Here is a 12,967-nt window from a genome sequence, read left to right as displayed (position 1 = left end):
CTGCATAAAATATCGTTATTCAATTGCAGCTATTGTTTTTAAATTGTTTACGCAAAGTATCCTGATAATCACTTTAAATTCCATATCGTTAATAACGCTGTATAGTTTTTTTAAACTTAGAGACCAAAAATTTACTAATTGCCTCTGAAAGCATCCCGCCAGCATAGTGTATTCGCACGATGAACACCGGCGGCTCCCCATTAATGCACAGCCGAGCCGCTTTCATTTAGGTTAATTATGACGAGTGAAATAGCCCATGACGTTTAACTGGAACTACATGTTAAGCCTGCTCAGCGATGCCGATTTTTGGTGGGCCACCTGGACCGTCATTAAATTAAGTTTGCTGACCTGGGGCTGCAGTATTGTGCTCGGCTTTATTCTGGCGCTGGCTAAACAGTCGCCGCGCGGCTGGTTATCCACCCCTGCCCGGCTGTATATCTGGTTATTTCGCAGTATGCCGCTGCTGGTCCTGCTGATTTTTGTCTACAACATGCCGCAGGCGCTGCCCTCCTTCGCGCCGGTGCTGAACGATCCCTTCTGGGCCGGCCTGCTGGCGATGGTCCTCAGCGAAGCGGCCTATATTGCCGAGATCCATCGCGGCGGGCTGCTCTCCATCCCCCGCGGGCAGAGTGAAGCCGCGCGGGCCCTGGGTTTACGCTACGCCGGGATCCAGTGGCGGGTGATCATTCCCCAGGCGCTGCGCGTCGCCCTACCGGCGCTGGCCAATGAGTATATCGCCATTGTGAAGCTCAGTTCGCTGGTGTCGGTGATCTCCCTGACCGAAATATTGATGGTCGGCCAGCAGCTCTACTCGCAGAACTTTCTGGTCATGGAGACCATGACCGCCGTGGCGTTTTATTACATCTTTATCGTCACGGTGTTCGATTTTCTGCTGAAACGGCTGGAGAACTACCTCGATGTCACCCGACGCGACACCGCCCGGCCGGTGGATGCCGAGATGCAGCAGTTGGCGACCGCCCGGCGCCCGGCGATGGCGCGCAGCGTCTCCCAGGGCCAGGAGCCGGCGCTGCAGGCCTCTAAGCTGCATAAGGCCTACAACAATGTCGAAGTGCTGGGGGCGGTGAGCCTGCAGATCCAGCCCGGCGAAGTGGTCTCGGTTATCGGCCCGTCGGGCTCGGGGAAAACCACCCTCATTCGCCTGCTAAACGGTCTTGAGCAGATCGATAACGGCGAAATTCAGATTAACGGCCAGCCCTTTATTCATCTCGACCGTCAGGGGCAGCAGAAGCCGCGCTTTATGGAGAATGCCGAACACCGTCTGAATATCGGCATGGTGTTCCAGAGCTTTAACCTGTTCCCGCATCTGACCGTGTTCGGCAATCTGCTGCTGGCCCCGCGCTATCACCATCTGGCGAGCGACACGGAGCTGCGCCAGCATGCCTGCGAGCTGCTGCACAAGGTGGGCATGCTGGAACACGCCTGGAAGTATCCGCACCAGCTCTCCGGCGGTCAGCAGCAGCGGGTGGCGATCGCCCGCGCCCTGATGATGCGTCCGCAGATCATGCTGTTCGATGAGCCCACCTCGGCGCTGGATCCGGAAAAAGTGAATGAGGTGCTGCAGGTTATCGAATCCCTGGCCCACGAAGGCATCACGATGGTGATCGTCACCCACGAGATGAACTTCGCCTTCAAAGTGTCTGACCGGATCGTGTTTATGGAGAAAGGCCGGGTGGTGTGCGATGACACGCCGCAGGCGATGCGCAGCGGGCAACACCCGCGGGTCGAGGCCTTTCTGAAAGATGTTTCTCTGGCTTAATTATCGGGACGTGAAGAGGAAAAACTATGATTGCGCAGTGGCAAATTGAGCAGTTTCATCAGCAGGGTTATCTGGTGGTCGAAGGGGTGCTTTCCGCCGCCGACATCGCCACGCTGCAGAGCGATTTCGACGGCTGGGTCGAGGAGAGCCGCCGTCACGCGACGGCGTGGGGAGAAACCCTCGACGGGCGGCCGCGTTTCGATATCGAACGCGACCATGCTCCCGACCATCCGTCGCTGCGCCGGGTCGCCTCCCCGACGGAGATCTCCGAGGCCTATCGCCATACTGCGCTGAATTCGCGGATGGCGGCCATCGCCGGGCAGCTGATCGGCGGCAACGGCACCCGTTTTCACCACAGCAAAATTAACTCCAAGCTGCCGCACACCGCCACCGAGGTGAAATGGCATCAGGATTTCCTCTTCACCCCGCACAGCAATGACGACATTATCACCGCCCTGCTGATGGTCAGCGAGGTGACGCCGGAAAATGGCCCGCTCAATGTGGTGCCGGGCAGCCATCAGGGGCCGCTGTGGTCCCACTGGCAGGAGGGTCGCTTCACCGGGGCGGTGGATGACGAGGTGGTGACGGCTCAGTGCCAGCAGCCGCAGGCCTGTTTTGGCCCGGCGGGCTCAGTCTGCTTTATGCATACCCGCCTGCTGCACGCCTCCAGCCCCAACGAAACCGCCCTGCCGCGCACCCTGTTCATCAGCGTCTACGCCGCTGAGGATGCGCTGCCCTTCGGCGAAAACCCGCTGCCGAGCCGCCATGCCGGCCAGCTGGTGGCCGGGGAAGAGAGCGGTCTGGTGCGCAGCACCAATAACCAGCTTCGCCTGCCGCAGAAGCCGCGCGGCGCTTCGTTTTTTGTTCAGCAGGCCGGTGCCGATCGCGCCAGCATGTAATTCGCCCACACTCCGGAGGTTTTATGACACGCTTTTTCGCACCACGCCCGCTGGCTCTGCTGCTCTGCGCAGCGGGGGCTCTGACATCCCTGAACGCGCTGGCCTTCCAGCAAAGCGGCAAGATCACCGCCGGTTCGGACATGACCTTTTTCCCTTACGAGTACATGGAGAACAACAAACCGGCGGGGTTTGATATTGAACTGCTCGACGGTCTGGCGAAGAGCATGGGCCGCGAGGCGGTGAATATCGACACCCGCTTCCCCAACCTGATCCCCGGACTGCAGGGCGGGCGCTTCGATATCACCAACTCGTCGATGTACATTACCGCCGAGCGCCTGAAGGTGATCGACATGGTGCCGTACCTGAAAAGCGGGGAAGCGATCCTCGCCCGCAAAGGGAGCGACTACCAGCCCAAGACGCCGGAAGACTTCTGCGGGCATAAAATCGGCTCGATGGGCGCCACCTCGTGGCTGGCGCAGTTGCAGAAGCTTTCCGCCGACTACTGCGTGAAGAAAGGGCTGAAGCCAATTGCGCTGAGCGTCTATACCACCGACCCGCAGACCACCCAGGCGCTGCTGTCCCGCGCAGTGGATGCGCAGATCACCGACGCCGCCGTGGCGCGCGGGGTGGTGGAAAAGCTGGGCGACCGGGTGGCGATCTCCTCTGACACCCTGATCTATCCGGTGCTGAACGGCTTTGGCGTTAAAAAAGGCAACACGGAGGTGAAAACCGCCCTCGAACAGGCGCTGAAAAAATACAGCGCGACGCCGGAATATGCCGCCTTGCTGAAGAAATATCACTTCCAGGCGCCGACGGCAGAGGATCTGCAGACCCTGATGCCGAAAGCGGAGTAATGCCCATGCGCGATTCCGATGAAGAGCAGATCCGCATCGACCTGGCGGCCACCTTTCGCATCATTGCCCATCTCGGCATGCATGAGGCGGTGGCCAACCATTTCAGCGCCGCGCTCTCCGCTGACGGGAAAACGTTTTTACTCAACCCGAAGTGGAAACACTTTTCGCGCATCCGCGCCAGCGATCTGCTGGTGCTGCACGCCGATGATGAACGTTGCGCCGCGCGACCTGACGTCGATGCCACCGCGTGGGCCATTCACGGGCAGATCCATCAGCGACTACCCGACGTGCGGGTGGTGCTGCATCTGCACCCGGTGTACACCACCAGCCTCGCCTGTCTGGCGACGCCGCAGATCCTGCCCATTGACCAGAACACGGCCCGCTATTTTAACCGGGTCGCCGTCGATACCCTGTACGGCGGGATGGCGGACACCGCGGCAGAAGGCGCCCGGCTGGCGGGGCTGCTGGCGGATAATCGCCGTCTGCTGATGGGCAACCATGGGGTGCTGGTGACCGCCCCGACTATCGGCGAAGCGTTCGACGATATCTGGACCCTGGAGCGCGCCTGTCAGATCCTGATCACCGCCTGGTCAACCGGCCAGCCGCTGAAGGTGCTGTCGGACGCGGTGGCGGAAAAAACCGCCCAGGACTGGGAGAAAATTGCCGATTTCTCCCGGCAGCACTTTGCCGAGATGAAGCAGTTGATGATCGACCTCGATCCCTCCCTGGTGGATTAACCCCGCGCCAGCCCGGGGTCAGCCCGGGCCGTCGCTGGCCGCCGCCAGCAGCGGCACGATGATATCGCTGAGCGGCGTCGGTATGCCGTGTTGACGCCCGCGACGCTGTACCACCCCGTTACGAATATCCCACTCCAGCGGTCGGCCATGCAGGCGATCGATCATAATAGAGGTGCTTAAGTCGGCAGGCGCCCGATGAAAGCCGGCGATGATCTCCTCCGGCACGCTGTCGCCCAGGACGGCCCCTTCCGCCCGCGCCACCTGCAGGCATTCGCGCAGATAGGCCAGTCCGAGGGCGGTGATCTCCTCCCGGGCGAACATCCCGGCGCGTCGTCCGGTCAGCACCATCAGTCCGGCGACGGCGTTCTGCAGCAGTTTACGCCAGGCGACGCTGGTAAAATCCGCCGCCAGCTCCACCGCGCAGTGGGTTCCCGCCAGCGCCTGCTGCACCCGCTCCGCCCCCGGCAGATCCGGCAGCGTTAGTCGCGGCGCGGCGCGCAGCCAGACCGAAGCATCGGCGTCGCGCTGCGCCGGAAACCAGACCACCGACGGCAGCACCGTCGCGCCGCCGGTCAAAGGGGCAAACTGCTGGCGCTGCTCGACGCCGTTTTGCAGCACGCACACCACGGTGTCTGGCGAACACAGGGCCGCCAGCCACGGGGCGATGGCCTCCGTCTGGGTGGCCTTCACCGCGACAAACACCAGGTCGAAGGGGGCGGCTATCGCCGTCGGGTCGGTGAGCACCGGGCCGGGCACCACGATCTCACCCTCATCAGTGCGCAGCACCAGCGACGAATGGGCAGTGCGCCCGCAGACCACCGGCGCCCTCCCCACCGCAAACAGGGCGGCGGCGATCGTGGTGCCGATGGCGCCGGGACCAATTAGTGCAACTTCAGGAAATGCAGTCATGCCGAAGTCCTCCTCATCATTCTCCGCCCTGCGCGGGCAAAGATTGCCCTTCACAGTAGCGAGAAAGAGCGGAGGTCGGCAAGCGGGACGTCGGGAAAAGCGATGCGCCTTCCCCGACGGAGGGCTAGTAACGCACGCAGACGGATTTGGTTTCGCACCAGCCGTCGAGCCAGTCCGGGCCGAAATCGCGACCGGTGCCGGACTGCTTCATGCCGCCGAACGGCAGGTTGGCGTCAATCAGGGTATGACTGTTGACCCATACCGTCCCGGCCTGCAGGCGGTCGGTATAATTGAGAGCCTGGGTCAGGTCGCGGGTCCAGACGCTGGCGGTCAGGCCAAAATCGCTGTCATTGGCCAGGCGCAGCGCCTCCTCGCCGTCGGCCACCCGCACCAGGTTCACCACCGGGCCAAACACCTCCTCGCGGGTAAGGCGCAGCCCGGCGTCCGGGTTGACCACCAGCGTCGGCGGAATATAGTACCCCCCGGCATCCGGCCCGGCGCTGCCGCTGATAAGCTCCGCCTTCTGCTGTCGGGCCTCTTCAAGGTAGGCCGCCACCTTGTCGCAGTGGGCCCGGGAGACCACCGGGTTGATCTGCGCCGTCTCCAGCATCCCCGGCCCCACCTGCAGTGATTTCACCGCCTGCTCGAAGCCGCTGACCAGGGTGTCAAACAGCGGCGCTTCAATGTAGATCCGCGAGCTGGCGGCGCAGACCTGCCCCTGGTTAAGGAAGCTGCCGGTCATCAGCCCCTCAATGACCCACTGGGGATCGGCGTCTTTAAGCACAATCGCCGGGTTCTTGCCGCCCAGCTCCAGCGTCACGCGGGTCAGGCGGTCGGCGGCCACCCGCGCAATCTGTTTCCCGGTGGCCGTCGAGCCGGTAAAGCTCACCTTCGCCACCTGCGGATGGGCGGTCAGCGCCGCGCCGCAGCCGGCGCCGCTGCCGGTGACCACGTTGAACACCCCGTCAGGAATGCCCGCCTGGGTCGCCAGCTCCGCCACCCGCAGCAGGGTCAGCGGGGTGGTTTCTGAGGGTTTAATGACGATCGAACAACCCGCCGCCAGCGCCGGCATCACCTTCCACATACCGATCATCAGCGGGAAATTCCACGGAACGATGCCCGCCACTACCCCCACCGGCTCTTTTTTGGTCCACGCCTGATAACGCGCCCCTTGCGGGAACGGGATCGAGACGTCCAGCGTCCGGCCGCTGATTTTGGTGGTCAGCCCGGCGGTGTAGCGCATCCAGTTCAGGGTGCAGCCGACCTCGAAGGCGCGGGAGATGGCGATGGATTTACCCTGCTCGAGGGTTTCCAGCTGCGCCAGCTCCTCGCCGTGCTGCTCCACCAGATCGGCAAAGCGCAGCAGGATGCGCTCGCGGTCGGCCGGGGTGCGCCCGGCCCAGCGGCGGTCGACGAAGGCACGCCAGGCGGACATCACCGCCCGGTCAACATCCGCCGGGCTGGCGTCGGCGGTGGTGGCGATTGCCTGCCCGGTGGCCGGATCCCAGACGGTTAACCGGTTTTCGCTCTGCGCGGCGCAGGGGGTGCCGTCGATATACAGGCCATGCTGACGGTCTAAAAACTGCTGGACGCTGGCAAGCAGCGCTATCTGAGAGGTGGACATACCCTTTCCTTATTCTTCGCGGATAGTGCTTTCAGTCTATGTCCGGTTGGCGGCTGGCGCTTTTTTCTCTGTGACATTCGTTTGCGCCGCTGTGACAGTCGCCGCAATTCCGTCGCCTGCCCTGACAGAAATGTGCCGCAGGTAATAGTTCTTTCATATACCCGCCATCGCGCCCTTGCCTGAGGCGGCATAAATGCAACAATGCAGAAACATTATTATTACAGGAGAACGGCGAATGATGACCACGGCTGAGGGGGGGCTGGCGTACCAGCGCTGGCTGGCGACGATCAATCAGGTCTGCGGCCATTTCGCCGCCCGGCCGCTGGAGGGCCGCTTTCACGGCGAGATTGACGCCCGCTACGCCGGCAGCCTCAAGGTCAGCACGGTCACCGCCGCCGGCGTCAATCTCTACCGCACGCGCAATGAGATAAAACGCGATAACGACGCCTGGTTCTATACCGTGTTTCAGCTCGCCGGCGAAGCGGTGATCGAACAGGACGATCGCCAGGTGACCCTGGCGGCGGGGGATATCACGTTGATCGATGCCGCCCGCCCGTGCTCTATCGTCTGGCAGCAGACCTCGCGTCAGGCTTCGCTGCTGCTGCCGCGCCAGCGGGTGGCGCCGACGGGCGAGATAGTTACCGCCTGCCGGCTGGATAAGTCTCTGCCGATGGTGCAGCTCAGCCAGCGACTGCTGCTGGAGAGTATGGGCGGCACGGCGCTCTCCGCCAGCGAAAGTGAAGCGGCGCTGGAGGCGATCGCCTGCCTGTTGCGCCCGGTGCTGCGCCAGCGTGAGCCGACCCCGTCCCGGCGGGACAAGCAGTTTCAGAAGATAATAGCGTTAATCGACGCATCCATTCAGTCGGAGCATCTGCGGCCGGAGTGGCTGGCCAGCGAGATGGGAATGTCGGTGCGCAGCCTCTATCGGCTGTTTGCCGACAAAGGGCTGGTGGTGGCGCAGTATATTAAGAACCGGCGGCTGGATCTGTGCGCCCGGGCGTTACAGGACGTCCACGATGACGAAAAGCTGGCGGGGATCGGCTACCGCTGGGGCTTCAGCGACCATAGCCATTTCTCCACCGCCTTTAAGCAGCGCTTTGGCGTCTCGCCGGGCGAATACCGCAAGCGCTGCCGCTAATTATTTGCGCAGCCACTGGCCGTTTAGCCCCTGAACGTACTCGCCGGGTTGAGCGCGGGCAACCAGCTTCTGTCCGGCCATTTTCGCTACCTCATCCACCGGCAGATTGTTGTCATCCGCCAGCTGCTGGTAGCTTTCACTGCGCGCGGCGTTGATCTGTTTCACCAGCGCCAGCGTCTCTTTATCCTGACGCAGCGGCGCCAGATAGCCGTTCAGCGTCTCCCCCACCCGCCCCTGCTGGCGCGCTTCGCTCAGGGTTAACGCCAGCGCGGGCGCGCTGAGCAGAGTCAGCGCCAGCGCCGCGGTTAACAGTCGTTTTCTCATCGTCGCCTCAGAACAAATCGCTGCGGGATTTCAGCAGGTTTTCCACATCCTTATCGACCTTGATATGGATCTCATGCTCAATTTTGACATTCATATTGATGGTGATGGGCTCTTTCGACGCCGCAATTTCGATACGCGGCGTACAGCCGGCGAGCAGCATCGACGCCACTATGGCCAGTAACAGCTTCTTCATTTAGGTTCCTTACATGTCTTACCGTCCGTACAGCGCCGCACGGGCAGCGTGGCATTTTGCTCAAGCCACGCCTGTAAATTGTCGCCGAAGCGTAAACTGCGCCACAGATCGAAAATATTCTCCTCATGAGCGTAGTTTAAATGCACGGTACTGCTTTTCCCGTCCACCCGGCTGGTGCCGTTGATGGCGGCTTTAAGCGTCAGCACGCCCAGATTGTTCAGGTTAATCTGCGTCGATGAACGGGAGATCTCCATATAGCGCAGCCAGTTGATCGCCGCCCCGGCGGAGACGTTGTCCGCCACCAGCGCATCGGCGGTGTCTTTATCCAGCCGCAGGGTCATCGGTCCGTCATTGCGCAGCCAGCCGTCGTGGATAATCCATTGATTGTTCTCCAGCCACAGCGGCAGCGCGCCGCTCACCGCCCCGGACATGGCGAACTGCTTCACCTTGACCGCGCTGGTCAGTTCGCTGCTGGAGATGTGCTGCAGACGGATCAGCGCCGGGTCGCGCTGCGGCATGCGCAGCTGCAGCAGGGTCAGCTTGCCGCCTAACAGGTCGACGCTGACGTCGCTAAGCTGCAGTGGATTGGCCTCGCTCCACGGCCAGGTGCCCTGCAGGTCCGCCGTCAGGTTGCGCGCGGTGACCTGGTTGACGATTTCGCCAATGCGTAAGGAGACCGGACGGCGGGTGCCCAGCTGCCAGTGGCCGTCGCTGAAGCGGAACGGCAGGACGAAGTCGACGCCGTTGATCTGGTTATCCGGCATCCAGGCGCTGCCGCCCTTCAGGACGCCATGGCCGCCTGCCTCAAATCCCTGCCCGGCTGCCGCCGAGAAGGCCACCTGCGCATAAAGACTGCCTTCGCGCAGGTTCATCTTCCAGTCCGGCGGCACCAGCGGCTGGAATACCGTCAGCGACTGTTTTGGCCACCACGCCTGGCCGCGCAGCCGTTCGCCATCCCAGCGCCCGGTCAACCGCACCGGGCCAATGGTATCGGCGTGCAGCGCGCCGGTGAACTGGAACCACGTCGGGTCCCGGCCGTCGAGGGCGAATTTCAGCGTCGATGCCGGAAGATAGCTGCCGCCGGTGAAGGTAGTTTTTGCCGCATCCAGCGACAGCGCGCCGGTCAGCCGCGGATGCTCAGCATCGCGCAGCCAGCGGATCGGCTGCTCGAGGGTCAGACGCGGCGTGCTGACCCGCATCGTGCCGTACTCGAGCTTGTCGAAACCCGTGGAGAGGCTGCTCAGCGTAATGGCATTGTCCCGCCACTCACCGCTGCCCTTCACATCCCAGCGCGCCTGCATAGGCGTGAAATGCCCCTCGCCCCAGTAGCGCCACTGCCAGCGGCCGCTGTCGGGCAGAAAATCGTTCGCCAGACCGTCCAGATGCAACGTAAAATCGCCCATCTGCTGCTCATGGGCGCGGAGGATCGCCTGCAGGCGGCCATCGACGCCCTGCTGCGTGACCTTTACCCCGGCCAGCGGCCAGCGAATTTCGTCAATGTTCAGCGCGTCGATCACCCGCCCGCGCGACCGCAGCAGCGCCCCGGGGTGAAACGCCAGCTGCGGGCTGACCAGCGACCCGCTGAGCTGGGCCGGCAGCGCGGCGTAAAAGATCATCTCCCCCAGCTTGGCCTCGCCGGTGAGTCGCAGCGGCAGGTCGCTGTTATCCATGCTCAGCTTGCCCGGGCCGATATTCAGCACCGCGTTGCCTTTTCCGGCATGCCCCTCGGTGAGAACATTCAAGCGACCGCTGACGATCATCTGTTCCGTGCCCTGCTGCCAGTTACCCACCGACAGCGCCACGCGGCCGCTCAGCGGATACGCCTCGTAGCGGGTGCGCCAGCGGCCGTCGCTGATGGTGATCCGCTCCGGAGTGATCTCCCACGGCAGGTCGAGAATGGGCTCCACCTCGCCGCGTGGGGTGACCAGCAGCTGGCCGCGATTATGCTGCCACGTCAGCTCGGCATCGATCCATTCCGCAGTCTGCGGGAATTCGAAGGTGCCCTGCATCTGGCCATCGACCGGCAGGCCATCCGGCACCAGCGGCAGATGGAAGGTCCCCACCAGCTTCACCGGCGGCTGATCGTCAGCCAGCCGGGCGCTGAACTGGCTGACGGTAAGCGCCTGGCCGCGCAAGCGCGCCTGCAGGCTCAAATCGTTACCGGCAAAGCCGATATCCTGCTGCGCAGGGGTCAGTGACATCACCAGCCGCCCCTGCCATTTTTCCCACGGCGACAGCCGCAGGTTATCAATAGTTAACCAGCTGTAGGGCAGCATCGATTGCCATTCGGCAAGGGTGCGCGGCGATCCGGGCGTGGGATCGCTGGCCGGCAGTTTGCTCAGGCAGGCGCTGTTGATGTCAAGTTGGCCAATATGCAGCCGCCAGCGGCTGGGGCGCGAGAGACGGGCATCGGTCACCCTGGCGAGTTCACACTCGCCCACCAGATAGCGCAGATCGGGGATCAGCAGGGCGGAACGCGTAAGACGCGGGCTCTCCTGCATAGCGATATGAGTGCCCACGGGCAGCCAGATGCCCGCCAGCGTCGGCACCCAGTGGGTCAGCGTCAACAGCAGGGTTAGCGGCAGTAACACCAGCGCTAACACCAGCGCGATGGCGGCTTTATATTTACCCTTCATGGGCAGTTAATATCCTGATTCAACATAAGTAAAAGCCGAAAGGCGCCCATTGTGACACGTTCGACCAGTGAGTGAAAGTTTGCGACCTGTTAAAGCATAGTTGCCAGCCGGTATCGCGGCGCGGCGATCGGCCGTCACCATTTAACTTTTGTTTAAGCACCCCCTGCCACACTCCAGAAAGATAGGTATTGCTTGCGGGAGAGACGGTGTCGTTAATTATCTCGCTCATTGAGAGCGCACAGGGCCACTATCCATTGGTATTACTGATGGTTTTCTTGCTCACTTTCACTAAATCCTGCGCGCTGGTGTCGCTGGCCATCCCGGGCACCTCCGGCCTGCTGCTGCTTGGGACATTCGCTTCCGCCAGCCTCGGTCATTTCCTGCTAATGTGGTCCAGCGCCAGCCTCGGCGCCATCGGCGGATTCTGGCTCTCGTGGTGGTTGGGCGTTCGCTATCGTCACCGCCTTACGCAGTTACGCTGGCTGACCGCCGAGCGGCTGGCCCGCAGCCGACTCTTTTTTCAGCGCCGCGGGCTGTGGGCGGTCTTTTTCAGCCGCTTTCTCTCTCCCCTGCGCGCCACCCTGCCCCTGGTCAGCGGCGCCAGCGGCCTGCCGCTGTGGTCGTTTCAGCTGGCTAACGTCAGCTCCGGTCTGCTGTGGCCGTTTCTGCTGCTCTCCCCCGGCGCTTTAAGCCTGAGTTTGTGGTAAAAAAAACTTTGTCTTTCAAAGAGATTCCTCAAATCCGCGATATGCTCTAGAATTAGGATAAGCACCTGCCATTTAAACTATTTTTTAATAATTGTACGATTATTTTAAATATGCTACCGTGACGTTATAATCACTGGAGAAAAGTCTTATGAAAATCGCGGTTTACAGTACGAAGCAGTACGATAAAAAGTACCTGCAGCACGTGAATGATACCTACGGCTTTGAACTGGAATTCTTCGACTTCCTGCTGACAGAGAAAACCGCCAAAACCGCCAACGGTTGCGAAGCGGTATGCATCTTCGTCAATGACGACGGCAGCCGTCCGGTGCTGGAGGAGCTGAAGGCCCACGGCGTGAAGTATATCGCCCTGCGCTGCGCCGGGTTTAACAACGTCGACCTCGAGGCGGCGAAAGAGCTTGGCCTGCGCGTCGTGCGCGTCCCAGCCTACTCGCCGGAAGCGGTGGCTGAGCATGCGATCGGCATGATGATGTCGCTTAACCGCCGCATCCACCGCGCCTACCAGCGTACCCGTGATGCTAATTTCTCCCTGGAAGGACTCACCGGTTTCACCATGTATGGCAAAACCGCCGGGGTGATTGGCACCGGGAAAATTGGCGTGGCGATGCTGCGGATCCTCAAAGGTTTTGGCATGCGTCTGCTGGCGTTCGACCCGTACCCAAGCGCCGCCGCGCTGGAGTTGGGGGTGGAATATGTCGACCTCGCCACGCTGTACAAGGAGTCGGACGTGATCTCCCTGCACTGCCCGCTGACCGACGAAAACTACCATCTGCTCAATCGCGGGGCTTTCGATCAGATGAAGGACGGAGTGATGGTGATTAACACCAGCCGCGGCGCGCTGATCGACTCCCAGGCGGCCATCGATGCCCTGAAGCACCAAAAAATTGGCGCGCTGGGGCTGGACGTTTATGAGAACGAACGCGATCTGTTCTTCGAAGACAAATCCAACGACGTGATCCAGGATGACGTCTTCCGTCGCCTCTCCGCCTGCCACAACGTGCTGTTCACCGGCCATCAGGCGTTCCTCACCGCCGAGGCGCTGATCAGCATTTCGGAGACCACCCTGGGCAATCTGCAGCAGGTCGCCAACGGTGAAACCTGCCCAAACGCTATCGTCTGATTCCTTTCCCTTTTGTGCTCCTCTCCCCGGG

12 protein-coding genes are annotated in these 12,967 nt (G+C 61.9%); 7 read left to right on the top strand and 5 right to left on the bottom strand.

The window, feature by feature from the left end:
- Window positions 1–256: 256 nt before the first annotated feature.
- The 4 genes from ACLEXF_RS02290 to ACLEXF_RS02275 are packed head-to-tail and all read left to right on the top strand — an operon-like array spanning window position 257 to window position 4,267.
- Window positions 257–1,777, top strand: a complete 1,521-nt coding sequence (locus ACLEXF_RS02290; RefSeq protein WP_032455927.1) for an amino acid ABC transporter permease/ATP-binding protein — start codon at window positions 257–259, stop codon at window positions 1,775–1,777.
- A 26-nt stretch (window positions 1,778–1,803) separates the two neighbouring features.
- Window positions 1,804–2,676 carry a phytanoyl-CoA dioxygenase family protein gene (locus ACLEXF_RS02285; RefSeq protein WP_043522035.1) on the top strand — a complete coding sequence of 291 codons (873 nt, stop codon included), beginning with the start codon at window positions 1,804–1,806 and terminating at the stop codon, window positions 2,674–2,676.
- Window positions 2,677–2,699: 23 nt separating this feature from the next.
- The gene (locus tag ACLEXF_RS02280; protein WP_004204023.1) at window positions 2,700–3,530 is read left to right on the top strand and encodes an ABC transporter substrate-binding protein; all 831 of its coding nucleotides are present in this window, start codon (window positions 2,700–2,702) and stop codon (window positions 3,528–3,530) included.
- Window positions 3,531–3,535: 5 nt separating this feature from the next.
- Window positions 3,536–4,267, top strand: a complete 732-nt coding sequence (locus ACLEXF_RS02275) for a class II aldolase and adducin N-terminal domain-containing protein (RefSeq protein ID WP_126066024.1) — start codon at window positions 3,536–3,538, stop codon at window positions 4,265–4,267.
- A gap of 18 nt (window positions 4,268–4,285) precedes the next feature.
- Here the strand turns inward: ACLEXF_RS02275 and ACLEXF_RS02270 are convergent, their stop codons facing one another.
- Together ACLEXF_RS02270 and ACLEXF_RS02265 are read right to left on the bottom strand one after the other, a co-directional pair.
- Complete coding sequence (locus tag ACLEXF_RS02270; protein WP_407259827.1) at window positions 4,286–5,176, bottom strand: oxidoreductase; 891 nt, start codon at window positions 5,174–5,176, stop codon at window positions 4,286–4,288.
- Between the two features lie 124 nt (window positions 5,177–5,300).
- Window positions 5,301–6,800, bottom strand: coding sequence for an aldehyde dehydrogenase family protein (locus ACLEXF_RS02265; protein ID WP_065697073.1), 1,500 nt, complete (start codon window positions 6,798–6,800; stop codon window positions 5,301–5,303).
- Window positions 6,801–7,035: 235 nt separating this feature from the next.
- On the opposite strand from ACLEXF_RS02265, the gene feaR reads away from it, so the two are divergent.
- Complete coding sequence (gene feaR / locus ACLEXF_RS02260; RefSeq protein ID WP_032455921.1) at window positions 7,036–7,938, top strand: transcriptional regulator FeaR; 903 nt, start codon at window positions 7,036–7,038, stop codon at window positions 7,936–7,938.
- Here the strand turns inward: feaR and ACLEXF_RS02255 are convergent, their stop codons facing one another.
- From ACLEXF_RS02255 to ACLEXF_RS02245, 3 genes are read right to left on the bottom strand one after another with little or no spacing between them, the layout of a single operon-like run.
- Entirely contained in the window at window positions 7,939–8,262 is a 324-nt protein-coding gene (locus ACLEXF_RS02255) for a YdbL family protein (protein WP_004204018.1), read from the bottom strand.
- A gap of 7 nt (window positions 8,263–8,269) precedes the next feature.
- On the bottom strand, window positions 8,270–8,455 hold the full coding sequence (locus tag ACLEXF_RS02250; protein ID WP_004204017.1) for a YnbE family lipoprotein: 186 nt from the start codon (window positions 8,453–8,455) through the stop codon (window positions 8,270–8,272).
- On the bottom strand, window positions 8,452–11,091 hold the full coding sequence (locus ACLEXF_RS02245) for a YdbH family protein (protein WP_004204016.1): 2,640 nt from the start codon (window positions 11,089–11,091) through the stop codon (window positions 8,452–8,454). Before ACLEXF_RS02245 ends, ACLEXF_RS02250 begins: the two co-directional genes overlap by 4 nt.
- A 206-nt stretch (window positions 11,092–11,297) precedes the next feature.
- Between ACLEXF_RS02245 and ACLEXF_RS02240 the strand changes: the two genes are divergently transcribed.
- Both ACLEXF_RS02240 and ACLEXF_RS02235 read left to right on the top strand, forming a co-directional pair.
- Window positions 11,298–11,798 carry a DedA family protein gene (locus ACLEXF_RS02240; RefSeq protein WP_004204015.1) on the top strand — a complete coding sequence of 167 codons (501 nt, stop codon included), beginning with the start codon at window positions 11,298–11,300 and terminating at the stop codon, window positions 11,796–11,798.
- Window positions 11,799–11,946: 148 nt separating this feature from the next.
- A complete protein-coding gene (locus ACLEXF_RS02235; RefSeq protein ID WP_004204014.1) occupies window positions 11,947–12,936 on the top strand; it encodes a 2-hydroxyacid dehydrogenase in 990 nt (329 codons plus the stop codon).
- Window positions 12,937–12,967 lie beyond the last annotated feature (31 nt).

The organism is Klebsiella pneumoniae complex sp. WS1778 (assembly GCF_049472055.1).
Taxonomy (GTDB): Bacteria; Pseudomonadota; Gammaproteobacteria; order Enterobacterales; family Enterobacteriaceae; genus Klebsiella; species Klebsiella quasipneumoniae.
This window is presented reverse-complemented; position numbering and strand designations above follow the sequence as displayed.